This is a genomic window from Hoyosella subflava DQS3-9A1 (assembly GCF_000214175.1).
Lineage (GTDB): Bacteria > Actinomycetota > Actinomycetes > Mycobacteriales > Mycobacteriaceae > Hoyosella > Hoyosella subflava.
The window spans coordinates 2,538,657-2,561,141 of sequence record NC_015564.1 but is presented as its reverse complement, the minus strand read 5'-3'; the positions used below and the strand labels follow the sequence as shown (position 1 = coordinate 2,561,141).

Here is a 22,485-nt window from a genome sequence, read left to right as displayed (position 1 = left end):
CCTCGGACACCCAACCGCTGATGATGCTGACGGTCTTTCTGCGGCACGATCAGACTCAGAACCTTGAGCAACTGCAAGGCAAGCTAGAAGATGCGGACTGGTGGCACGGTTTCCCGCCGGAGGGATGTGAAATCGTGTCCTGGGTCGTCGCGATGGGTATCGGCCAGATCGTCACGCTGCGTCTTCCAGCGAGCGATCTGGGGAGAGTGAATGTCGAGCTGGAGCGACGCGCATGGGGAGTGTTCAGGACGGACTTCTATCCGACGTATGACTTTCTCCCCGTCCGCGAACGACTGACTCGGGAATCTGATCTGAGGAAGGCAACATGAGTCGAGTCTCAGCACCCTCGGTGCCCGAACCGCCGCGTCCTGGAATGTTCAGCAACGCTCGTGTGCACGGCCAGCATTTCGTCATTTCCGGTATGCACGCGGGCTCGGCTGACGGACCCATCGGCGGCGGTGACACGTACCTTCAGGCCCGTGAGGCTTTCCGCCGGATTGTCGCGCTCACTGAAGCGTGCGGAGCAACACCGGGCGACATACTGGCATTGCGCCTGTACCTGACCGATATCGACGATAAGGCGGCGGTCGGGAAGGCACGTGCTGAAGTTTTCAGTGGCGATTTTCCGTGTTCGACGCTCGTTGAGGTGACGAGACTGGTCGATCCTGATCTGAAGGTGGAGATCGAAGCGCAAGGCGTCATCGGTGCGGCGGCGCACGGTCAGAAATAGCCACGGCTCAGTTGCTCGTCAGGATCACGAGTTGCTGAGTTGCGCGGGTCATCGCGACGTAGGTATCGACAGCTCCTTCGATGCCTGTTCCGAACTCATTTGGGTCGATCAGGATGACGAGGTCGAACTCGAGGCCTTTCGACAGTTCTGGGGTTAGCAACCGGACGCGTGAAAGTGTGCCAGCCCCGCCAATGTCGATGTTTCGCGTACTGATGATGCAGGCGACTCCGTCAGTGTGCTTGGTAAGCCAGGTATCGAGGATCGAGCCGAGGTCCGTAACGGATCCGCGGATGACAGGCATGCCGCTGGAGCGGACGGAGCTGGGCACGTTGGCGTCGGGGAGCGCGGCCCGGATGACGGGCTCGGCTTCACTCATGACTTCGTCCGGTGTCCGGTAGTTGATGCTGAGCGAGGCGAAGTTGATGGTGTGGAACCCAGCCCGCTGGAGCCGCTGCTGCCACGTTTCAGTGAACCCGTGCCGGGCTTGAGCGCGATCGCCGACGATGGTGAAGCTGCGAGAGGGGCAGCGGCGCAACAGCATGTGCCACTCTGCGTCGGTGAGTTCCTGCGCCTCATCGACGACGATGTGCGCGAACGGGCCCGCGAGCCGGTCCCGTTCGACGCTCGGCAGCGCGGTTTCGTCGACGAGTGCAGCACGCAAATCTTGTCCGTGCAGCATCGTCATCAGGCCCTCGCCGTCGTCATATTCGTGTGATGCGATGAGCTCGTCGACGACCCTGTCCATGTTCGCCTGCTCGGCGGCGAGGACGGCCTGCCTATGACGCTTTCGTCGTGACTCTTCCGCATCGCCGAGCCGCTGCCGTGCCGCGTCGAGCAGTGGAAGGTCTGCCACGGTCCACGCCTGGGCGTTCGGGCGCTGCAATTTCTCCACTTCCTCGGGGGTGAGCCAGGGCGCGCACATGCGCAGGTAGGCGGGTACCGACCACAAGTCGCCAACGAGTTCAGCTGCGTCGAGCAGTGGCCAGGCCTTGCTGAAAGTACTGGTCAGTTCCTCATTCTGCGCCAGTTCGCGGCGCAAAAGTGCTGCTGGCACGTCACCGTCACCGTGCTTATCGATCAGGATGGACAGCAGCGCCTCCCAGACCTCGTAGCGAGCGTCGTTATGTGGGGTGCCGAGTTCCGCCGCGTCGAACGCTTCCGCCCAGTCTGCGGCGCTGAGCCAGATATCAGCCCAGTAGGTTTCGATCAGCAGCCCCTCTGACGGTGGCGTCTCGTAGAACCTGACGGCCGTCTCGATTGCCTTCACCATCGCCGCAGAGGACTTCAGCAGCGCAACGGCCAGGTCGTTCTCGATCGTCGCGGCAGCACCTTCAGCGACGAGTTCCCGCACTGTGCAGGTCCGTACGCCCTCCTCACCGAGGCTGGGGAGGACGTCGGCGATATAGGCCAGGTAGGGCTGGTGCGGGCCCACGAACAGTACTCCGCCGCGGTGGTGACCGAGCCGGGGGTCAGCGTAGAGGAGATACGCGGAGCGGTGGAGCGCGACTACGGTCTTTCCCGTGCCCGGACCGCCGTCGACGACCAGTGCACCACGCGATCCCGCACGAATGATGGCGTCCTGGTCGGCGGCGATAGTACCTAGCACGTCCCGCATCCGGGGAGACCTGCTGCTGCCGAGACTTGCAATGAACGCTGATTGATCGTCAAGCGCGGCATGTCCTTCGAACCCCTCTGGGGTAAATACCTCATCCCAGTAGTCGCTGACGCGGCCCTGGGTCCAGCGATATCTGCGGCGGCTGACCAGGCCCATTGGGCTGGCGTGTGTTGCTGCGAAGAAGGGTTCCGCCGCTGGGGTGCGCCAGTCGACCAACAGAGCGTTGCCGACACTGTCGGTAAGTCCAATCCGGCCGATGTACAGCGGCCGGGATCCGTCCGCGCGGACGATGCGCCCAAGACACAGATCGAGCCGGAAGCGCTGCAGAACACGCAAGCGAGCGGTAAGCCGGCGGACCTCGAAGTCGCGGTCCATCGCATCGCGCCCGGTACCCCCGGGCGCCTTACGCTGAGCGTCGAGCTGGTCGGACAGGTCGGTGAACTGCTGCTCGAAGCTCTCCGAGATAGCCGCGAAATGCTGATCGTCGCTTGCAATCAGTGCCGGATCGGATTTGGGAGCGAGATGCATGGGGAGGCTGAACGCGGTGGTGGTCACCGGGAGATTCTGCGCGCGCACCCGGGTCTTGCGGCAAGCCCCCGGGTCCGCTATAGATTGAAAGGGGCAGGGAGTTCCTCGGTGCGGCAGCGAGTTTCCGCCATTTCCCTCAGGCGTGCCGAGCGTTCTTTCATTTCACTTCAGTTTGTTGGATCACGTTCACGAGATCTCACCTAGCGGACGACGTAAAGTCGGATGTGTCTTAGCGACTTTGATGGAGTAAGAGTTAAAGAAAATGGCGCGTGATACCGGCTTCCCTGCAACTGATGCAGAGTTCGATTTCGCACGGCAGCGACGCCGCGCTAGCTTGTCCAAGCTTTCCAAGTGGATGCTGGGACAGTCTGCCGACGTGAACAGCATTTTGCCCTTCGACGAGGTGGTGTCGGCACTTGGGCGACGTGAAGAGCGGCAGGTCGGTCTTCGTGTGATCGATGTCGACGACATCGTCGGGTCAGTTGATCGCACGAGGGACTTTGACCACAGATTCCGTCCGACCACATCGCGGACGCGGGAACGGTGGGAACGCCTGGCCGTTGCTCAGCGTCGAGGGGAGGCGATCCCGCCAATCGACGTTTATCAGGTCGGCAACATGTACTTCGTGGTCGACGGCCACCACCGTGTGTCCATTGCGCGTGCCGTGGGCATGAAAAACATAGAAGCGTATGTCACGGAAATTCGGACAAAGCTGTCGCCTGAGGGTGTGCACCGCCGCGGTGACATCGTCAAAAAGGACCTGCGCCGCTTGTTCGTCGAGCGTGTTCCACTTGCCCAGCCGGATCGCGGCAAAGTGAAAGTGACGGACCCGTGGGACTACCCGAAACTAGCCGAAGCGGTAGAGGCGTGGGGTTTCCGCTACATGCAGCAGCAGCACGCGTTTTTCGACCGGCAGACGATCGCGAAGCGGTGGTTTGACGAGGAGTACACGCAGATTGTCGAAATGGGCCGTGATTGCGGCGTTCATATGGATAAAACGGACGCTGAACTGTATATGTGGCTGACGAACGAGCGGTATCGAATGATCCGGTCGCACCGTTGGGACGAGAACGTCGCGCGGGAACTTGTCGCGAAGTCGATGGGCCGGAAGACGAAAGTGGCACCCGGCGCGCAGCGCCGGCGCAGGAGTTAGCCGCCTCACCAGCACGGGTGGGTCATGAATGGACTACGTCATATCATCCGATGATTGTGTTCTGCGACACAGAATTCCGTATCATAGTCGTATGGTAAGGATATTAGTCGTTGCAGATGAAATAGTTCCAAGTTTGTATAGTCCAAGTGTCCACACAATCAAGCCTGATTTGATCATCGCTGCAGGGGACTTGCCGTGGGATTATCTCGATTTTCTTGAATCATCACTTAATGTCCCGCTCGTTTTTGTCCCGGGTAATCACGATCCCGAAGTAGAGAAGAAGGATCGTTCGGGTCTATGTCTGCGCGATGGTATGCCGTGTAGCTCGGCGCAGCCATATGGTGGCATCAACGTGGACGGGACGGTGGTGGAGGTTGCTGGATTGCGCATCGCCGGGCTTGGTGGATGTGTACGCTACCGCCCCGGCCCGAATCAGTACTCACAGCGACAGTACGCATGGAAAGGGCGGCGGCTCGTGCGCAAGGCACGGCGCGCTTTTGGCAGGGACGCCGGTCTCGACATTCTGCTCACGCACGCACCGCCATTCGGGCTCGGGGACGAACAGGACCGGCCACACGTAGGGGTTCATGCGTTGCATCGCGTGCTCGCTGAATTGCAGCCGCGCTGGCATTTGCATGGCCATATTCATCCCTACGGGGTTGCGCGGCCCGATCGGCAGGTCGGACGAACAACCATCCGCAATGTGGTTCCGTGGAAGATCATGGAAATCGAACCCGCCTCCACGATCTCCACAGAATCCCGCACTGTGTTGTCGGGGTGAGCACGAAGCCAACCATGGCAGTGTGCATAACTGAACGGCAAGGTCCCCTAGGGCCAGGGGCTCACCTTGGGGTGCTTCGGGGCGATGCGGCTTATTGTTGGCCCTTCTCTGAGCGACACTAACGATTGGTGTCGCTCAGAGGTGGGCAGTAGGGGATGTGGGTGAAGTCGCCGGGGTTATTCTTCGGTGAGGTTTTTGCCTGTTTCTGTGTCGAAGATGTGGATTTTTTCGGGGTTGAGCCAGAGTTGTGCTTTTTTTCCGGTTTGGACTTGTGAGGCGGCGTCGAGGCGGGCGGTGATTTGGGTGCCGAGTTCCATGTCTTGTCCCATGTCGCGGGCGAGGTCGTCGAGGTCGCGGGAGTGGGCGGTTTCGCCGTGGACGCGGAAGTAGGCGTAAATGTCGGAGCCCATGGATTCGACGAGGTCGATGGTGGTGGTGAATGTGTGGCCGGGGGTGTTGCCGGTGAGGGTGGCGTCTTCGAAGTGTTCGGGGCGGGCGCCGATGATGACGTTGCGGTTGGTGCCGGTGGTTTCGAGGGTGCGGCGGATGCGGTCGGGCATTTCGATGGTGCCGAGGTTGCTTTTGAGTGTGTTGTTTTCGATGGTGGCGGGGAGGAAGTTCATGGAGGGGCTGCCGATGAATCCGGCGACGAAGAGGTTGGCGGGGTGGTGGTAGAGCTGGGTGGGGGAGCCGACTTGCTGGACGATGCCGCCGCGCATGACGACGACGCGGTCGCCGAGGGTCATGGCTTCGGTTTGGTCGTGGGTGACGTAGAGGGTGGTGGTGCCGAGTGTTTTCTGGATTTGGGCGACTTGGGTGCGCATTTGGACGCGGAGTTTCGCGTCGAGGTTGGACAGTGGTTCGTCCATGAGGAAGGCTTTGGGTTTGCGGACGATGGCGCGTCCCATGGCGACGCGCTGGCGCTGGCCGCCGGAGAGGTTTGAGGGTTTGCGGTCGAGGTGCTGGGTGAGTTCGAGCATGGTGGCGACGTCGTCGACTTTTTGTTTGATGGTGGTTTTGTCGACGCCGGCGAGGACGAGGGGGAAGGCGATGTTCTCGGCGACGGTCATGTGGGGGTAGAGGGCGTAGGACTGGAAGACCATGGCGATGTCGCGGTCTTTGGGTGCTTTGTTGTTGACGATGTCGCCGTCGATGCGGAGTTCGCCTTCGGTGATGTCTTCGAGTCCGGCGACCATGTTGAGGGTGGTGGATTTGCCGCAGCCGGAGGGGCCGACGAGGATGATGAATTCGCCGTCGGCGATGTGGAGGTTGAAGTCGTCGACTGCGAGTGCCCCGTCGGGGTAGCGCTTGATGATGTGGTCTAGGACGATCTCGGCCACGGGGGGCTCCTTCGCTGTGTGTGGTGCGGTGGCGGTGCCGGGGGCGGGGTGTTTAGCCTTTGACGGCGCCGGAGGTCAGGCCAGCGACGATGCGGCGCTGGAAGAAGAGGACGAAGATGACGATGGGGATGGTGATGATGACCGCGGCGGCGGCGATGGCGGCGGTGGGGCGTTCGTAGGTGGTGGCGCCGGTGAAGTACGAGAGTGCGGCGGGCACGGTGCGTGACGCGCTGGTGGTGGTGAAGGAGATCGCGAAGAGGAAGTCGTTCCAGCAGGCGATGAACACGAGGATCGCGGTGGTGAACACGCCGGGCATGGCGAGGGGGGTGATGACTTTGCGGAATGCCTGGTAGGGGGTGGCGCCGTCCATTTTGGCGGCTTTTTCGAGTTCCCAGGGGATTTCGCGGAAGAACGCGGACAGGGTGTAGATCGCTAGCGGCAGCGCGAAGGTGACGTAGGGGATGATCAGGCCGAGCCAGGTGTCGAAGGTGCCGATGGCGGTCTGGATCTGGAACAGGGGGGTGACGAGCGCGATCTGGGGGAACATCGCGATGAGCAGGGACACCGCGACGATGGTTTTTTTGCCGGGGAAGTCCAGTCGGGCGATGGCGTAGGCGGCCATGGTGCCGAAGACCAGGGCGATGAAGGTGGAGATCACGCAGATGCCGATGGAGTTGATCAGTGCGCGGATGAATTCGTAGTCGGTGAAGATCTGCTGGTAGGACTCCGCGGAGGGGGAGCGGGGCAGGAAGTTGCCGTCGTTGAGGGTGCCGGCGTCTTTGAAGGACAGTGACACGATCCAGATGACGGGGATGAACGCATAGAGCAGGACGAGGACGTTGACGCCGGCCCACATGGCTTTGCGCTGGGTGGTTTCTTGCTGGTAGCTCATCTGCGATCGTCTCCTGCGCCTGGTGCTGCGGCCCCGAAGAGCTTGATGTATATGAACGCGATTATCGCGATGCTGATGAAGATCAGCACCGACATGGTGGAGCCGATGCCGAGGTTGAGTCCGCGTATGAGGTTGTTGTACGCGAGGATGGACACCGATGCGGTGTCGTTGGCGCCGCTGGTGAGTACGAAGATGTTGTCGAAGATGCGGAACGAGTCCAGGGTGCGGAACAGCAGCGCGACCAGGATGGCGGGTTTGATGATGGGGACGGTGACCCGCCAGAACCGCTGCCATGCGTTCGCGCCGTCCATGGAGGCGGCTTTGAGCAGGTCTTCGGGCACGAGCGCGAGTCCGGCCATGAGCAGCAGCGCCATGAACGGGACGGTTTTCCACACCTCGGACAGGATGATGATCCATAGCGAGGACCACCGGTCGGTCAGCGGTGCCGATTCCCCGGCCAGCCAGCCCAGGTTCTGGGTCCACGCGAAGCGCCACGAGAACGCGGCCACCACGGTCACGATCGCGTAGGGCACCAGCGCGGAGGTGCGGACCAGGCCGCGGCCGATGATGGTGCGGTGCATGACGATCGCGAGGAGCATGCCCAGCACGAGCTGGAAGAACGTGCCGATCACGGTGATGAACATCGTCACCCCGAACGCGTTCCACCAGATCGGGCTCGACAGCACGGTGATGTAGTTACCGAGCCCGATGAATTCCTGATCGTCGGGGGTACGCAGATCCGCGCGGAAAAACGACAGCCACACCGCGTAGATGAGCGGGTACGCCGCGACCGCGAGCATCACGATGATCGCAGGCGCGCACAGCAGCAGACCGAGACGCCGTTCGGCGCGTTTGCCTTCGCTGTGACGCTGTTTCGCGATCGCGGTGCCCGCGTCCGCGCCGAGCGCGGCCGGGCCAGCGGAGCTAGTGGTCATGGCAGGATGCCCCTTCCTTCGAGGGTGTCCTGAATGCGATCCCGCAATTCATCGGCTGTCGCCTCAGGATCGATCGCCGCAGGCGGCGACAACGTGGACGACACGATCGTGGAAATGTTCTGGTAAAACGGTGTCTTCGGGCGCGGTACCGCGATCTCGAGCTGCTCGAGCAGGATCTCGTACATCGGATACGCGTCCTGGAACTCCGGATCGTCATACACGGTGACGTTCGCGGGCACATCCCCCGCATCCAGCGCCGCCCACAACTGATGCTCCGGGCTGCGCAGACACATCGCCGCGTCGAACGCCTCCTCCGGATGCTCACTGAACGTGCTGATCGCGTAATTCATCCCGCCGAGCGTGACCCGCGCCGGTTCCCCGGGCACCACCTCGGGATACTGCGCGAACGCCATATCCTCATACACCGACCGGCTCTGCGCGTCCGTTTCCGCCGCCGCGCGCATCGCGCTGAGCACATACGGCCAGTTCAGGCTGAACGCTGAGCGGCCCTGCTGGAACTCCGCGAACACCTCCGGCTCCTGCGCATTCGACAGTGACGCGCTCGCCAGCCCCGACGTCGCGAACCGGCTCATCAACTCCAGCGCCTGCAACGTGTTCTCATCAATCGTGGCTTCGGTGCTGTCCTCGTTCACCAGATCACCACCAAACGAGTTCAGCAGCGTGTTGAACCCCACCACATACCCCTCATACCGCGCCCCGGTAAACCCGATCTGGTAAATCTCACCACGATCACGCAGCTCAGCGGCCATCTCCAGCATCTCATCCCACGTCCGCGGCGGCTGCGGGGTCAGCGACGGCCGATACCACAACAACTGCACATTCGTGTGCTTCGGAATCCCATACAACCGGTCCTGCCACGTCGCGGTATCAATCGGGGGCTGCAGAATATCCGCGGTCGCCAGCTCCGCCTGCTCCGCAGTGAGCTCACGAATCCAGCCCGCCTCCGCGAACTCCGCCGTCCACGTCACATCCATCCCCAGCAAATCCATACCCGAATCCCGCGACGCAAGCCGCCGCACAAACTGCTCACGCTGACTATCCGCATCCGCAGGCAACAAATTCCCCTGAATCCGGTACCGGCCCTCCGCCGCCTCATTACACGACGCGATGATCCGGTCAAACCCAGCAGCAGCCGTCCCCCCATACACATTGACAACCACCGTGTCATCAGACGCACACGACACCAAACCAAAGGCCAACGCCCCCACCGCTGCCGCGGCGGTGGTTTGTTTCCACCTGTGCGAGCGCACACGCTGGAACGATTGCTCCATGCTTCGCTCCTAGGAGTTAAGTCCACTATCGGGTGATGTACATCACAACGGTGCTCCTCGGCTCCCGTAGTTAAATAGCGCTTTATCGCACCTGTTACCGGATCGTTATGATCTTGACGCGGTATATCGCGGCTGTCCCTTGAAAGGGTTTACAGTTCTTGTGCCGCCGTCTAATTCAGTTCATGAGCGCGTCGCGTGGAGTCGGTGTCATACGGTAGGTAGGCGCAGCGTCAGGATCAACCCACAGATCAGGGAAACGGTCCGGACGGGCGGCCGCTGAAAGTGGCCGCCACAACAATGCAAGCCCCGCGAGGGCATAAAGCCCGATCGCGATAAAGGGCGCGAGGTGCCCAAAATCGTTATAGCCGATGACGGGGTGAATGCCGATTGCGGGCACGAGCGCTGCCGCCAAGGCGGCGCCGACAGCGACGGCCAGCGACCGCGCTCCTGGCCGCAACCCGCACCACACCGTGGGCAGTACCGCGATACCGGCGGCGAGCAGCATCGCTCCAAACGCAAGCCGATCGGCGGCAATGAAAGCGCTGAGTTGGTCGCTTACCAGGCTCAGATCCTCAGCTCGCACCCCCAGGTATTTCACATCCTGGGGGACGAGTACAGCACTATGTCCGACCGTGGTAATCAGCAACCCCCCGACCACGAGTCCAAGCCCCGAAAGGGCAAGGAGTGCGCGCCCGCGGCCTGCCGGGCTCCATAGCCAGGCAGTCGCTCCTGGCTTCGCGAGCGTGCCAATCCCGCGCTGTTCCTTAGGCAGACTCCTGAAGCACAGAATCAATGACACAAAGAAGAGGATCGAGGCTGCCACTATTGCTGCCGTCTTGTCAGTGCGCTGTGGAAGCGTAGCCAAGTGTGCGCTCAGGAGACCTGCAGTGGCGGCGGATCCCGAGAGAAGCAGCGTCCACCACGCCCACGGTTTCCCCTCACGCAGGGGGCTTAGCGCAAGCCATGCCCAGAGGAGTCCCAGGCAGACCATTGCCCCCGCAAGATTCACGCGGTTATGAACGATGAATGCCGCCAGCGGTCCATCAGCCTTCTCCACTGCAGCGGCTGAAATATTGGCTGCCCCAAGTTCACTCGCTAGCCATCGACGTGGTGCGGTCAGGCTCGACAACAAGCCTGCCAGCCCGACAAGTGTCAGCAGTCCGGCAACGATTCCAAGGCCGGCCAATGCGGGACGGTGCGGGCCCCGGGACACATCTGCGGGTGGCGGCGCGGGAAGCACGACTGATTGCGGCGTGCGGGAAGCACGAATAGCGGTGTTGATGCGACGGGGCAGCCCTGGCCCGGCGAAGATCAGACCTTCAAAAAGTGCCAGTAAGTCTGCACCGTTCTTGAGGGCGGCCCTGGCGTCATCGGGTGTCATGATCCCGGGCCCAGCCACTACTGCCAAGTTTTTCCCAAAATGGCTGCGCAACAATCGAGTGAGCGCTGCGGCGCGCTCACGTAAGAACGGGCCGTGCTCGATGCCCCCGGGGAGCAGATGCGTGCGCGCACCGCTGAGAACAAGCCCAGCGCAACCAGCGGCGAGCGCATGTTCACCTAGGCGTAAAGCTTCATCGGGCGACAGGTCTACCGGCAGCCGTACCAAAACCGGTCGATCCGTCACAGTGGCCCAGTCAGCCAAGATCTCTCGCGAATCGGCGTTCGGGACGATGTAGGCATCTGCCCGAGAACCGAGTTTCGCCAGTACGGCGGTGACATCGGGCCCGGTGGCCGAAACGAAAACTGGCCCGTTTCGCGATAGCCCGTCTTCGAGTTGGGGAATAACGTCGTCCACGTATGCGGCATCTGCGACGCTGGTCAGGATCCCGCACAGCGAATGCATCATCCGGGTTGAGGAGGCACCCTTGGGGCGTTGTTCACTCGACACCGGGCCGACCACGGTGAAGCCTGCACCAAGGTGACGCCACATACGGAGGCCGCTGCCGTCGAGGTCCACATGGGGGCCGACACCTGCGGGCGAAGCGAACCGCAGACCCATCACGGTCCGCGCGACACCTGGAGACGGCCGAGCTGACGCCATGAACTCGAAAAGCCTTCGCCCCCAGACGAAATTACCCTGAAAGCTCACTGCATTCACCGTGAGCTTGCGAGCTAGTGTGGCCGAGAGAAGTCGTGTGACGATGGGACGGTAGACCACGTAGGTGTAGTCAGGCATTGGAACCCCCAGGGAGCCTGCTCGGAGCGAATACTTCGATGCTCCCGCGCAACGGAGGTGACGCCTAGAGACCCTAGGGGGAGGGTGTGACCCACCCGCGCTCAGTGCGCGCGGTGATCGGTAACAGGTGTTCGCGGACCGAATTTTGGCTTGAAGGCCAGACCGCTCGACTCGAGCAACAGGACAGCTCGGTACCTGTGCGGCCGAAGCGGTTCCATGTATTCGAGCATGCCGTCGTCATCGAGCGGTCTGCCGAGCAGGGTCCAGCCGATCATCGCGGCGAGATGAAAATCTCCGACGGACAGAGCGTCTGCGTCACCTAGCGCGCGCTGAGCGACCTCAGCCGACGTCCACACGCCGACCCCAGGCAGCGTCTGGAGATGCTGTCTGGCAACCGCGGGCGCAAGTTTGGCGATACGCTCGAGCTGCTCACCAGCGCCAGCCGCGCTCACAATTGTTTTCGCGCGTCGCGGATCCACGCCAGCTTTGTGGAATTCCCACGACGGGACGCGGCGCCACACGTTAGCCGACGGCGGAACCCACATGGGCCGGGGTGCTGGTCCTGGAGCCGGCGTACCGAACTTACGAACCAGGCGGCGCCATGACGCACGTGCCGCGATCCCGTGGACACGCTGTTCGAGGATGGCAGGCACCAGCGCTTCGAGGAGTCTGCCAGAGCGGCAGATTCGCACACCGGGACTGCGATGCTGCGCCTCAGCGAGCGTCGCATGCTGAGGCGCGAAGCTTTCCGGTTCGTCGGCAGCGCCGAGGAGCGCAGGCACTGTCGTCGTGAACTCTTCTGCGCCGTCCCCCCACGCGGCGACTGAAACGGTGCCTGCGTCAAGCTGGCTGATTCGACAGGTAGCAGGCCCGGACGGCATCAGCGTCGCACGCCAGATTGCGCCGTCCGGCGCGTGAAAGTGGCACGGATCCCCAGCGCCGCGGGCCAGCGGGCGCAGCGTCGCCGCGACATTGGTCGGCTGGGCGACCGACAAGGTCAGCACGCCTAACGATAACCGCTCCGGAATCGCGCCAGTGCGTGACTGAATCGACCGCCCTTCCAATACATGGACGTCCAACTATAGGATGTTGGTGAGTTTCTTGGCAGAAGTACCGACCGTCTCGCCTATGTGGTCGCTACCGGGCTGCTTGCGCAGACGCAAGGCAGTCCGGTAGCGCCCCGGCGGAGGAGAGAAATATGAGTGATGTGCTGATCGAGAAGTCCGGCAGACTCGGTCTGATTACGCTGAATCGTCCTGCGGCGATAAATTCCCTGAACCACGACATGGTCCGGGACCTCGCGGCCGCGCTTGCGTCGTGGGAGCACGACGACTCGGTGCGTGCAGTGGCGATAACTGGAGCTGGTGAGCGCGGCCTCTGCGCGGGCGGCGATATCGTCGCCATTCATCGGGATGCCCAGGGCGACGGCAGTCAGACGAAGAGCTTCTGGCGTGACGAGTACATCCTCAACGAGCAAATCTCCACGTACGCGAAGCCGTATGTCGCCTTGATGGATGGCATCGTCATGGGCGGGGGAGTTGGTGTCTCCGCGCACGGCAGCGTCAGAATTGTGACTGAGCGTTCGAGAATCGGTATGCCCGAGGTCGGGATCGGTTTCGTTCCTGACGTCGGGGGTACCTACCTGCTCGCGCGGGCGCCAGGCGAACTCGGCACACACATTGCTTTGACCACGGCGCGACTCACCGCCGGCGACGCGGTCGTGTGTGGCTTCGCGGATCATTTTGTACCGAGTGCGGAGTTAGGCGCGCTGCTCGAGGCGCTGTCAGAAGAAGCGCCGGATGAGGTTATCGCGCGATTCGCGCAGCCTGCACCTGAGTCCGAATTGCATGCGCAGCGGGAGTGGATTGACAGCTGCTACAGCGCGGAGACCGTCGAAGAGATCGTGGCGAGGCTGGAGCGCAATGCCACGCCTGAAGCGGGCAAGGCGGCGCAGCAGATCCTCTCGAAGTCACCCACCGCCCTCAAGGTGGCGCTGCGGTCATTGCGGAGTGCCCGTCGGTCTCCGAGTCTGGCGGTGACACTCAACGAGGAATATCGCGTGTCACTGGCATGCCTACGGTCCCCAGACCTGGTGGAGGGCATCCGCGCGCAGGTCATCGACAAAGACCGCAACCCCCAATGGTCGCCAGCTCGGCTCGAGGACGTGTCGGACGATCGTGTAGCAACGTTCTTTCGTGACCTCGGCGACGAGGAACTCGGACTCAGCTAGCCTTCAGCGTGTCAGTGCGGCACGCGGGTTACGCGGCAGCGTAACGTCTCCTCGCGTGATTACGGTGAGTACAGATGGTTCCTGCCTGAAGAACCCTGGCGGTGCGATCGGCTGGGCTTGGGTTAACCATGACGGTCCGAGCGCGTCCGGGGGCGCCGGCTCTGGAACCAATCAGATCGCAGAGCTCACTGCTCTGCTCGAAGCGATAATCGCGCATCCGGGCGTGGAGCCGCTCGTCATCGAATCTGACTCGCAGTACGCGATCAAATGCGCCTCCGAATGGCTGCCTGGCTGGAAACGCAAGAGCTGGACTACAGCGTCAGGCAGCCCGGTCAAGAATCTTGGCCTCGTGCAGGCGATCGACCGCGCAATACAGGAGCGTCCAGGTGCCGTCACTTTCACGTGGGTTCGCGGCCACACTGGCAACCACCATAATGAGATCGCTGATGACCTCGCAGGCAAGGCAGCACGGTTAGCAGCGGGACAGCTAACCGTGTGACAGCACTCCGTCACTGTGTGGTGCCGGAGTGAGGGCCGTTGCCGTGTGGGACAGAATGCGCCCGAAAACGTCCTTATCGAGCGCGGGATCGGCCGCGCGCTGAATCCCGATGCCGAGTGCGAGTCCGACCGCTGCGATCGCAAGCGTTTCCTTATCCATAGGAAGCCGCAGGCCTGCCTCAGATTCAAGCCGGTCAAGCAGTGCCGCTACATGCTGGCGAATCCTGGCATATCGCGCGGCGTTCGCCGTGCGAAGGGTGCCGTCATGCGCGCTAAACGCATTGATCTCAATCTCGAGCCTGGCTATTGAGATGTCGCCCAGTACGGAGGCGCTCCAGTCGCTGAGACTGGTGATCCAGGCATCCGGCGACTCGGTAACCGCGTCCGCGACGCGCGCGATGGCGCGATCGGTTTCACGCTCGTAGATCGCGTCTACGGCGGCGATCCCAAGTTCCGTCTTATTGGCGAAGTTCGAGTAGACCGCTCCCGTCGTGAAGCCGGCCTCGGTCGCGACGTGGCCGAGGGAGGTCGCACGGAAACCATCCCGGAGGAACAGTTCGACGGCAGCCGCGATGATCTGGCAACGGGTGCGTTCCTGGCTTTCCGTGCGGTTGAGTCGCGGCATGCGCACGATGATAGTGCAGCTTGACAAGCCGGAGCCAGGATTTAGGATAATGCCATTATCTGGATAATTGGAAGATCTCTGGAGGGCTGTCAATGGTGACGCACACGCCAGTTCCCGACCACGACGTTATCGTCGTCGGCGCCGGCTTCTCCGGCATCGGCGCCGCGATCAAGCTCGGCCAGGAAGGTTTCGACTACCTCGTCGTTGAGGCCTCTGACGGCGTCGGGGGCACCTGGCACCTGAACACGTACCCGGGCGTCGCGGTCGACATTCCGTCCTTCAGTTATGCGTTCTCCTTTGAACAGGGGCAGCGGTGGTCGCGGACGTACGCGCCCGGAGCGGAACTGAAGGAGTATGCGGAGCGGTGCGTCACCAAGTACGGGCTGCGGCCCAACATCCGTCTCAGCACCAAAATAGCGAGAGCCGAATTCGACGAACCCGCCGATCTGTGGCGGCTGTTCACTGATGCTGGTGAAGAGATGACCAGCCGTTTTGTGATCTACGCCGTCGGCCCTTTCAGCGAGCCCCAGACTCCAGACATACCAGGAATCGACTCCTATGCGGGAACCGTCATGCACACAGCCCGGTGGGATCATCGCCAGGACCTGAGTGGCCGCAGAGTAGGCATCATCGGTACTGGTGCGTCCGCGGTGCAGGTTATCCCGGCTATTGCGCCGCAGGTCGAACGCCTCACAGTCTTTCAGCGGACCCCGATCTGGGTGCTTCCGCGTGTGGATTTGCCGTTATCAAGGGCAGCGCACATCGCACTCGATAAGCTTCCGCTCGTCCGGCGCGCAGCGCGCCTGGCAAGTCAAGCCGTCGTCGAAGCCACATTTGTTGTCGCGGCCCAATACAACCGCACCCTGCCGATGCTCGCGGGCAGCGGTTCACACGCGGGCCGCCGTTTTCTGCGGCGCGAGGTGAAGGATCCTGTCCTGCGGAAGAAGCTCACACCGAACTATCCCCTCGGGTGCAAGCGGCCCAGCTTCTCGAACACCTATCTGGCGGCGTTCAACCGTCCGAATGTCGTCCTGGAAACCGATCCGATCGCCCAGGTCACTCCGCGTGGAATTGTCACTGCGGACGGCACGGAGCACGAATTCGACACGCTGATCCTTGCAACAGGCTTCAAGCTCTTCGGGACGGGCGGGATGCCCTCCTTCAGGATCGCGGGTAAGGGTGGCGCCGACCTCGCCGCGTGGTGGGCAGAGAATCGCTACCAGGCATACCAAGGTGCCAGTGTCCCCGGATTTCCCAACGTCTTCACGATCCTGGGGCCCTACGCCTACAACGGGTCGTCGTACTTCGAACTGATCGAGAATCAGCTGCGGCATATCATCCGGTGCCTCACAACAGCGGAGGAGCGCGGTGCGACCCGGGTGGAGATCAGTGAAGAAGCCAATACCGAGTATTTCGAGTCGATGATCGACCGCCGCGATCGGCAGATCTTCTTCAATCAGGACTGTTCCAACGCCAACAGCTACTATTTCGACCCGAATGGTGATGTTCCGTTCCGGTCCGCCACTACCCTGCATTCACGCTGGGCGAGTGAGCATTTCAGCATCGACGATTATGAATTCACCCATCGCGCCCTCGCCAGCGTGACATGCTGGAGCACATGAGCGACAACGCAGGCTCCCTGCGAGCCGACGTCGACCCAGTTCTGGCCTTTCAGGAAGCTCATCGGCTCCCCGGCCTGGTAGACGTGCATACCCATTTCATGCCGAAACGGGTGATGGACAAAGTGTGGGCGTATTTCGATTCCGCGGGCCCGCTGACGGCTATGGAGTGGCCAATTGCCTACAAGCTCGAGGAGGACGTGCGCCTGCAGCGCCTCCGTAGTTACGGGGTCGTGGCGTTCACATCGCTGGTCTACCCCCACAGGGCGGGCATGGCGGAGTGGCTGAATCAGTGGGCAGCCGATTTCGCGGACCACACCCCGGACTGTCTTCACACAGCAACGTTCTACCCGGAGGACGGTGTCGAAAAGTACGTTACTTCCGCGTTAGAGGCCGGCGCCCGGGTGTTCAAGTCGCACATTCAGGTAGGCGATTACGACCCTCTGGATCCGTTGCTCGACGGCGTGTGGGGGGCTCTCGCAGACAGCAGCACTCCGGTCGTGATCCACTGCGGGTCAGGACCTGCACCCGGACGCTACACAGGTGCACCCCCGATAGCGAAGCTCATGAAGCGGCATCCGCGCCTTCGGCTGATCATCGCGCATATGGGTATGCCTGAGTACTCCGATTTCCTTTCGCTCGCTGAGGCGCACGAGACCGTGTTGCTCGATACAACGATGGCGTTTACCGACTTCCTGAGCGACCTGGCGCCATTGGATCGGCGCGATCTGCCCCGTCTGCGCGCGCTCGGTGATCGCATCCTCTTCGGCAGCGATTTCCCGAACATCCCCTATCCATATGTGCACGCCCTCGAGATCCTGGCGAATCTCGAACTCGGGGATGACTGGATAAGGGCAGTCTGCTACGACAACGGGGTGCGCGTCTTCAGCCTCGCTGTGTGATGCTGCTTCGTATTCAGTCCCGTGCGCGATCGCGCCCCGGATCCGCGGCCTTCTGGAAGATGCCTTCGGAAGCGAAGAGGCTAAGTGGCTCGCGACGCGGCAGCACCACGCCGAGCACACCGCGTAGCAGTGCACCGCTCATGTTCGCGTAGTCAAAGTAGTCACGCCAGACAGCAATCTTTCCCTCCCGGAACTCGAACGTTCCGCATACCCAAAATTCGGTGCGCAGCCGACCCAGGCTCAGAGCATCGGTGCGCTCCGTCAGCACCGCTCGATCGTCGCCGCTGATGTTGCGGAACTGGACATCAAACCGGATGGCAAGTTTGTCCATCATCACGAACGCCTGCCTAAGGCGCGATTTGCCACGAACCTTAGGCAGAGAAACGTTGTGCCACACGACATCGTCCGCTACAAAGCTCAATGCCTGCTCATAATTGCGATCGCGGAGGGCGGCAAGAAACTCAACCACCGTGCCCGTGTTGGTACTGGTCATGTGACGTCCTCTCATTCGAGATCCTGGCGCCTACGAATTCTCCCACGTTCTGTGGCGGGCCTGAAATGTCGCGGCAAGTTTTTGCGACACTCCGCGAGAATCTTCCGGCTGGTCTACGCTCCCGATATGCCCCTGTCACAGCCTTCCGGCGGGCACCACTCTCACCGGCGTAGCGTCAGCGTCAACCCCATCTTCACGCGAGAACCACTCGAGATCCCGCACGATCGGTTTCCCCGTGACCAGCTTGATCCTGATACCGCGTACCAGATCGTTCACGACGAACTGATGCTTGACGGTAATGCCCGTCTCAACCTCGCGACGTTCGTGTCGACATGGATGGAACCGCAGGCCAGGACGCTCATGGCCGAATGTTTCGACAAGAACATGATCGACAAGGACGAGTACCCGGGCACAGCCGAACTCGAACAACGATGCGTGCGCATGCTCGCGAACTTGTGGCACGCCCCGCCAGCTGACGCGCCAACAGGCTGCTCGACAACTGGGTCCAGTGAGGCATGCATGCTGGCTGGCCTTGCGCTTAAACGGAGGTGGCAGCAAGCAGGCGGAGAAAAGCGCGGCCGACCCAATCTGGTTATGGGCGTCAACGTCCAGATTTGCTGGGACAAGTTCGCCACCTACTGGGACGTTGAACCGCGGCTCGTGCCGATGGAGGGTGACAGGTACCACCTCACCGCGGACGAAGCTGTGAAGTACTGCGACGAGAACACCATCGGCGTCGTTGCAATCCTCGGCTCGACGTACGACGGGAGTTATGAACCCGTCGCCGACATCTGTCGTGCGCTCGACGACCTGCAATCCCGCACCGGCTGGAACATTCCCGTTCACGTCGACGGCGCTTCGGGCGCCATGATCGCACCCTTCTGCGATCCAGACCTGGAGTGGGACTTCCGCCTCGACCGCGTCGCATCGATCAACACCTCGGGACACAAGTACGGTCTCGTTTATCCGGGTGTCGGATGGGTGGTGTGGCGGGATGCGGAAGCATTACCCGATGAGCTCGTGTTCCGGGTGAACTACCTGGGCGGTGAGATGCCCACCTTCGCGCTGAATTTCTCACGGCCGGGAGCTCATGTTGCCGCGCAGTACTACAACTTCATTCGCCTCGGGTTCGACGGATATCGGCGGGTCCAGCGCACCTGCCGGGACGTGGCGATGCACCTCTCCAGTGCCATCGCCGAACTTGGTCCCTTTGAACTTGTCACCGATGGCAGCGAGCTGCCAGTGTTCGCCTTCACGGTGCGCAACGACGTCACTGGCTATTCGGCGTTTGATGTGTCCGCGGCGCTGCGTGAATCAGGCTGGCTCGTACCTGCTTACACCTTCCCCGCCAATCGGGAGGATCTCGCCGCATTGCGCGTCGTCGTGCGAAACGGATTCAGCCACGACCTCGCTGAGCGTTTCCTCGACGAAGTCAAGCGTGTGCTGCCGAGATTGCACCGACAGGACAGTCCGCAACGCGGCAGCGAAGCGGCATCTTTCTCGCACAGCGCGAAGCGGACGTAGCTTTGTTGCATGCACATGATGTTCACGCGGCGCCGCCGCACCGGGCGTGTAGCGGTATGCGCAGCAGCTGCGCTTGCACTGGCGGCTTGCGGTGGCCCGACTGAAGAACCGCCACGGCCCACGCCCACCCGAACGACGCCCGCACCGGAGCCGCCGCCTCCGCCGCCACCCGACCCGGCAACGGCAGTGAAGATCGACAATGTGCGCCAGGCACGCCCCCAGACCGGCCTGAGCCTCGCCGACATTGTCTACGTCGAACCCGTGGAATATGGGCTTACCCGGTTGCTTGCCGTGTACAGCACGGAGGTCCCCGACGCCATCGGTCCCGTGCGGAGCGCACGAATCACCGACATCGAGATACTTGCCCAGTTCGGCGAACCCGTATTTGCCTACTCTGGGGCAGCGCCGCACGTCCTGGACGCCCTGAATGAGGCCCCGATCATCTCCGCTACAGAGGCGGGAGCGAGGGGAGCTTTTTATCGGGAGCCGAGCCGCGGCGCGCCCCATAACCTCTACCTTCGCCCGGCGCAGCTGCCCCCACCGGGCCAGGCGCCGGAAGCTCCCGTGATGGTCACCGGACCCGGCCCTGAGGACGGCGCGCCAGCGGCCGAATACCGGGCCCAATACGAAACAGCCACCTATGACTTCACTTGGTCAGAGGAAAACCAGCAGTGGATGATCAGCGTCGACGGCGCGCTGATGGAGACGACCGACGCGGGGCAAGCATCGACGCCGAATGTGGTTATTCAGGAGGTTGACGTCCGGATTGAGGCAGCTGGGTCCCCGGTGGCCGCGACGGTCGGTGAGGGTGCCGTCACAGTCTTGCGCGACGGACTGCGACACGAGGGACGCTGGACGCGCCCGTCACCGAGCGAGCCCACCCGCTACGTAAGCTACGAAGGCGAAGAGCTGCCCGTCGGTGAGGGCGCAGTCTGGGTGCTACTGGTTCCCGCTCAGTAGCGCCGGAGCAATGCTGCGAGGGCCTGCCCGCCACCGATGCACATAGTGACGATGCCGAGTTCGAGGTCGCGGCGGACGAGATCCTTCGCGACTCGCAGCGACAGAATCGCTCCGGTCGCGCCGACTGGGTGGCCGAGCGCGATCGCCCCGCCGTACGGGTTGGTTTTCGCAGGGTCGAGCTTCGCGTCCCGGATGACTGCGAGCGCCTGGGACGCGAACGCCTCGTTCAGCTCAATGGTGTCGATGTCGCCTGGGGACGTGCCCGTCATTTCGAAAAGCTTCTGAAGCGCGAGGACCGGGGCGTACCCCATCAACTCGGGTTCCATTGCCGCTGTGGTGACTGCCTCGACGGTAACCAGCCCTGTAAGTTCACGTTGCTTCACCACGGACTCGCTTGCGAGCACGACCGCCGCACCGCCGTCGTTGATGCCTGACGCGTTACCCGCGGTCACCGTCCCATCCTTCTCAAACGCTGCGCGGAGCTTGCTGAGCCCTTCGATTGTCGTCTCGGGTTTCGGATGCTCATCCGTGGTGACGGTTCGAGCGTGACGCCCGGCGATTTCGACGGGAACAATCTCTTCGGAAAAGGCGCCCTGCGCTTTCACCGCCGCGGCGCGCTGCTGTGACTGGAGGGCGAACTCATCTTGTTCCTGGCGGGAGACGCCGTACCGCGTGGCGACATTCTCAGCTGTGACCCCCATATGGATGCTATGGAAGGGGTCGGTCAGCATCATCACGGTGCCGTCAACGAGTTTGCGGTCGCCGAGCCGGTATCCGGCCCGGGCGTTGAAGTCGTAGAACGGCATGCGCGACATGGACTCGTCCCCACCCGCGAGGGCGATATCGGCGCCACCCCAGCGGATCTGCATCGCGGCCGACCAGATCGCCTGCAAGCCCGACCCACAAAGCCGGTTCACTGTATAGGCAGGAACATTTTTCGGTAGGCCCGCTGCGACCGCAACCCGCCGCGCGTTGTACGCGTCTGGCCCGACCTGTCCGATGCAGCCCATCACTACTTCATCAACATCGGCGGCGTCGATGTTCGCCCGGAAGAGCGCTTCCTTCGCTGCCGCTGCGCCGAGTTCGTGAGCCGGAACATCCTTGAACACGCCGCCGAAGCTGCCGATAGGTGTACGCGCACCGTCCACAATGACAATCTTGTCGTTATTCGTCATTGTGCCGATAGTAGGGCATACGGTGTTCGCCGCCGCGAAAGCACGAACTGTCAAGCATTTTCCCGGTCGCACGTCCGATACTTGAGTCATGACTGAGTTGCCTCGTGACCGGGTGCGTGAACTCCTCGACGCTGTTCTCGACGACGAGGCGAGCGATCGTGATGACATGGCGAGGCGTGTTTACATCTCGCCCTTTCATTTCAGCCGTCAGTTCCGGCTCGGTACCTATGAGTCTCCGGTCGCGCTGCGGCGGCGAGTCATCCTGGAGCGCGCCGCGTGGCGGCTTCGCCGCGGGGACAGCGTCACCGATGTCGCGTTAAGCGAGGGCTACGAGTCCGTCGAAGGGTTCTCGCGGGCATTCTCGAGGGCGTTCGGTTTCCCGCCGAGCGCGGCGGAGCGCACCAGCACCCACTGGCTGCCCGCGCCGAACGGTATCCACTTTCACCCGCCAACCTCGTTGTGGGTGGATTCGGCAGAAGCGCCGCGGAGCAGCATGGACCCCACGACGCAGATGGTGCACCATGACATCGACGACACGCGCTACCTGCTCGAACTCGCGGGGAAAGTCGCAGTCCGGGACTACGACAGGCCACTGCTGCCACGGCATGTCGTGCTCGGGTGGGATGGTCCTGAAGAATCCATCGCAGCGGTTCTGGAACATCTCATCTGGTCGAAAGAAGTGTGGCTCGCATCTATCGATGGCGCGGATGTCCCCGCCCGCGGGGGCCGGGATATCGGGGCGCTCGCAGCGAGGCATGAGACCGCTGCGCCGCGCTTTATCTCTGCGGTACAGCGCATCGCAGCGGAAGACCGGTGGGGAGATGTGCTGATCGATGCGCTGTGCGACCCGCCCGAGAGCTTCGTGCTCGGCAGTGTGATCAGTCATGTCCTGACCTTCTCCGCATACCGTCGCCAGGTAGTGCGGCAGATGCTCCGCAACGTCGGCGTGGAAGCAGACCAAGGCGACCCCATTATGTGGCTGCGTACACGCCACCAGCCCTCACACGAAAGGTAAGA

At 62.3% G+C, this 22,485-nt stretch carries 20 protein-coding genes and 1 pseudogene; 11 read left to right on the top strand and 10 right to left on the bottom strand.

Annotated elements, in window-relative coordinates:
- Positions 1-20 precede the first annotated feature (20 nt).
- Positions 21-329, top strand: a complete 309-nt coding sequence (locus AS9A_RS12050) for a hypothetical protein (protein ID WP_041451873.1) — start codon at positions 21-23, stop codon at positions 327-329.
- A complete protein-coding gene (locus AS9A_RS12045) occupies positions 326-730 on the top strand; it encodes a RidA family protein (RefSeq protein ID WP_013807296.1) in 405 nt (134 codons plus the stop codon). The genes AS9A_RS12050 and AS9A_RS12045 overlap by 4 nt, the downstream gene beginning before the upstream one ends.
- Before the next feature lie 7 nt (positions 731-737).
- On the opposite strand, the gene helR is transcribed toward AS9A_RS12045, so the two are convergent.
- The gene (gene helR / locus AS9A_RS12040) at positions 738-2,873 is read right to left on the bottom strand and encodes an RNA polymerase recycling motor ATPase HelR (RefSeq protein WP_049793893.1); all 2,136 of its coding nucleotides are present in this window, start codon (positions 2,871-2,873) and stop codon (positions 738-740) included.
- A 262-nt stretch (positions 2,874-3,135) separates the two neighbouring features.
- On the opposite strand from helR, the gene AS9A_RS12035 reads away from it, so the two are divergent.
- Positions 3,136-4,026 (top strand): ParB/RepB/Spo0J family partition protein, encoded by an 891-nt coding sequence (locus tag AS9A_RS12035; protein ID WP_013807294.1) that lies wholly within the window; start codon positions 3,136-3,138, stop codon positions 4,024-4,026.
- Positions 4,027-4,054: 28 nt separating this feature from the next.
- A complete protein-coding gene (locus AS9A_RS12030; RefSeq protein WP_322786490.1) occupies positions 4,055-4,807 on the top strand; it encodes a metallophosphoesterase family protein in 753 nt (250 codons plus the stop codon).
- A 176-nt stretch (positions 4,808-4,983) separates the two neighbouring features.
- On the opposite strand, the gene AS9A_RS12025 is transcribed toward AS9A_RS12030, so the two are convergent.
- The 6 genes from AS9A_RS12025 to AS9A_RS12000 all read right to left on the bottom strand — a co-directional run bounded on the left by AS9A_RS12025 (position 4,984) and on the right by AS9A_RS12000 (position 12,446).
- On the bottom strand, positions 4,984-6,147 hold the full coding sequence (locus AS9A_RS12025) for an ABC transporter ATP-binding protein (RefSeq protein WP_013807292.1): 1,164 nt from the start codon (positions 6,145-6,147) through the stop codon (positions 4,984-4,986).
- Positions 6,148-6,199: 52 nt separating this feature from the next.
- Entirely contained in the window at positions 6,200-7,039 is an 840-nt protein-coding gene (locus AS9A_RS12020) for a carbohydrate ABC transporter permease (protein ID WP_013807291.1), read from the bottom strand.
- Entirely contained in the window at positions 7,036-7,974 is a 939-nt protein-coding gene (locus tag AS9A_RS12015; RefSeq protein ID WP_013807290.1) for a carbohydrate ABC transporter permease, read from the bottom strand. The genes AS9A_RS12020 and AS9A_RS12015 overlap by 4 nt, the downstream gene beginning before the upstream one ends.
- Positions 7,971-9,266 carry an ABC transporter substrate-binding protein gene (locus tag AS9A_RS12010; protein WP_013807289.1) on the bottom strand — a complete coding sequence of 432 codons (1,296 nt, stop codon included), beginning with the start codon at positions 9,264-9,266 and terminating at the stop codon, positions 7,971-7,973. The genes AS9A_RS12015 and AS9A_RS12010 overlap by 4 nt, the downstream gene beginning before the upstream one ends.
- A gap of 175 nt (positions 9,267-9,441) precedes the next feature.
- Positions 9,442-11,442 (bottom strand): beta/alpha barrel domain-containing protein, encoded by a 2,001-nt coding sequence (locus tag AS9A_RS12005; protein ID WP_013807288.1) that lies wholly within the window; start codon positions 11,440-11,442, stop codon positions 9,442-9,444.
- A gap of 101 nt (positions 11,443-11,543) precedes the next feature.
- On the bottom strand, positions 11,544-12,446 hold the full coding sequence (locus AS9A_RS12000) for a DNA-3-methyladenine glycosylase family protein (RefSeq protein ID WP_237707809.1): 903 nt from the start codon (positions 12,444-12,446) through the stop codon (positions 11,544-11,546).
- A gap of 194 nt (positions 12,447-12,640) precedes the next feature.
- Here AS9A_RS12000 and AS9A_RS11995 point away from each other — a divergent pair, with 194 nt between their 5' ends.
- The gene (locus AS9A_RS11995) at positions 12,641-13,672 is read left to right on the top strand and encodes an enoyl-CoA hydratase/isomerase family protein (protein WP_013807286.1); all 1,032 of its coding nucleotides are present in this window, start codon (positions 12,641-12,643) and stop codon (positions 13,670-13,672) included.
- Positions 13,673-13,727: 55 nt separating this feature from the next.
- Positions 13,728-14,153 (top strand): annotated as a pseudogene (locus AS9A_RS11990) (ribonuclease H family protein); the annotation flags it as partial.
- Between the two features lie 6 nt (positions 14,154-14,159).
- Here the strand turns inward: AS9A_RS11990 and AS9A_RS11985 are convergent.
- Positions 14,160-14,795: a TetR/AcrR family transcriptional regulator gene (locus tag AS9A_RS11985; protein ID WP_049793717.1), complete on the bottom strand. Its 636-nt coding sequence runs from the start codon at positions 14,793-14,795 to the stop codon at positions 14,160-14,162.
- A gap of 92 nt (positions 14,796-14,887) precedes the next feature.
- On the opposite strand from AS9A_RS11985, the gene AS9A_RS11980 reads away from it, so the two are divergent.
- Both AS9A_RS11980 and AS9A_RS11975 read left to right on the top strand, forming a co-directional pair.
- A complete protein-coding gene (locus AS9A_RS11980; RefSeq protein WP_013807283.1) occupies positions 14,888-16,417 on the top strand; it encodes a flavin-containing monooxygenase in 1,530 nt (509 codons plus the stop codon).
- Positions 16,414-17,316: an amidohydrolase family protein gene (locus tag AS9A_RS11975; protein ID WP_013807282.1), complete on the top strand. Its 903-nt coding sequence runs from the start codon at positions 16,414-16,416 to the stop codon at positions 17,314-17,316. The genes AS9A_RS11980 and AS9A_RS11975 overlap by 4 nt, the downstream gene beginning before the upstream one ends.
- Positions 17,317-17,329: 13 nt before the next feature.
- Here AS9A_RS11975 and AS9A_RS11970 read toward each other — a convergent pair whose 3' ends face one another.
- The gene (locus tag AS9A_RS11970) at positions 17,330-17,809 is read right to left on the bottom strand and encodes a limonene-1,2-epoxide hydrolase family protein (RefSeq protein WP_013807281.1); all 480 of its coding nucleotides are present in this window, start codon (positions 17,807-17,809) and stop codon (positions 17,330-17,332) included.
- Between the two features lie 126 nt (positions 17,810-17,935).
- Between AS9A_RS11970 and AS9A_RS11965 the strand changes: the two genes are divergently transcribed.
- Entirely contained in the window at positions 17,936-19,333 is a 1,398-nt protein-coding gene (locus AS9A_RS11965) for a glutamate decarboxylase (RefSeq protein WP_041451054.1), read from the top strand.
- A gap of 9 nt (positions 19,334-19,342) precedes the next feature.
- Complete coding sequence (locus AS9A_RS11960) at positions 19,343-20,293, top strand: DUF3048 domain-containing protein (RefSeq protein WP_013807279.1); 951 nt, start codon at positions 19,343-19,345, stop codon at positions 20,291-20,293.
- Here AS9A_RS11960 and AS9A_RS11955 read toward each other — a convergent pair.
- Positions 20,287-21,468: a thiolase family protein gene (locus tag AS9A_RS11955; protein ID WP_041451866.1), complete on the bottom strand. Its 1,182-nt coding sequence runs from the start codon at positions 21,466-21,468 to the stop codon at positions 20,287-20,289. The genes AS9A_RS11960 and AS9A_RS11955 overlap by 7 nt on opposite strands.
- Before the next feature lie 88 nt (positions 21,469-21,556).
- On the opposite strand from AS9A_RS11955, the gene AS9A_RS11950 reads away from it, so the two are divergent.
- Positions 21,557-22,483: a helix-turn-helix domain-containing protein gene (locus AS9A_RS11950; RefSeq protein WP_013807277.1), complete on the top strand. Its 927-nt coding sequence runs from the start codon at positions 21,557-21,559 to the stop codon at positions 22,481-22,483.
- Positions 22,484-22,485 lie beyond the last annotated feature (2 nt).

Bases quoted from the DNA above. Each gene is read 5' to 3' on its own strand.
- helR (WP_049793893.1), bottom strand. From the start codon at position 2,873: ATGCATCTCGCTCCCAAATCCGATCCGGCACTGATTGCAAGCGACGAT.
- AS9A_RS11970 (WP_013807281.1), bottom strand. From the start codon at position 17,809: ATGACCAGTACCAACACGGGCACGGTGGTTGAGTTTCTTGCCGCCCTC.
- AS9A_RS12020 (WP_013807291.1), bottom strand. From the start codon at position 7,039: ATGAGCTACCAGCAAGAAACCACCCAGCGCAAAGCCATGTGGGCCGGC.
- AS9A_RS12005 (WP_013807288.1), bottom strand. From the start codon at position 11,442: ATGCCTGACTACACCTACGTGGTCTACCGTCCCATCGTCACACGACTT.
- AS9A_RS12035 (WP_013807294.1), top strand. From the start codon at position 3,136: ATGGCGCGTGATACCGGCTTCCCTGCAACTGATGCAGAGTTCGATTTC.
- AS9A_RS12050 (WP_041451873.1), top strand. From the start codon at position 21: ATGATGCTGACGGTCTTTCTGCGGCACGATCAGACTCAGAACCTTGAG.
- AS9A_RS11955 (WP_041451866.1), bottom strand. From the start codon at position 21,468: ATGACGAATAACGACAAGATTGTCATTGTGGACGGTGCGCGTACACCT.
- AS9A_RS12045 (WP_013807296.1), top strand. From the start codon at position 326: ATGAGTCGAGTCTCAGCACCCTCGGTGCCCGAACCGCCGCGTCCTGGA.
- AS9A_RS11965 (WP_041451054.1), top strand. From the start codon at position 17,936: ATGCCCCTGTCACAGCCTTCCGGCGGGCACCACTCTCACCGGCGTAGC.
- AS9A_RS12030 (WP_322786490.1), top strand. From the start codon at position 4,055: ATGGACTACGTCATATCATCCGATGATTGTGTTCTGCGACACAGAATT.
- AS9A_RS11980 (WP_013807283.1), top strand. From the start codon at position 14,888: ATGGTGACGCACACGCCAGTTCCCGACCACGACGTTATCGTCGTCGGC.
- AS9A_RS11950 (WP_013807277.1), top strand. From the start codon at position 21,557: ATGACTGAGTTGCCTCGTGACCGGGTGCGTGAACTCCTCGACGCTGTT.
- AS9A_RS11960 (WP_013807279.1), top strand. From the start codon at position 19,343: ATGCACATGATGTTCACGCGGCGCCGCCGCACCGGGCGTGTAGCGGTA.
- AS9A_RS12015 (WP_013807290.1), bottom strand. From the start codon at position 7,974: ATGACCACTAGCTCCGCTGGCCCGGCCGCGCTCGGCGCGGACGCGGGC.
- AS9A_RS12010 (WP_013807289.1), bottom strand. From the start codon at position 9,266: ATGGAGCAATCGTTCCAGCGTGTGCGCTCGCACAGGTGGAAACAAACC.
- AS9A_RS11995 (WP_013807286.1), top strand. From the start codon at position 12,641: ATGAGTGATGTGCTGATCGAGAAGTCCGGCAGACTCGGTCTGATTACG.
- AS9A_RS11985 (WP_049793717.1), bottom strand. From the start codon at position 14,795: ATGCCGCGACTCAACCGCACGGAAAGCCAGGAACGCACCCGTTGCCAG.
- AS9A_RS11975 (WP_013807282.1), top strand. From the start codon at position 16,414: ATGAGCGACAACGCAGGCTCCCTGCGAGCCGACGTCGACCCAGTTCTG.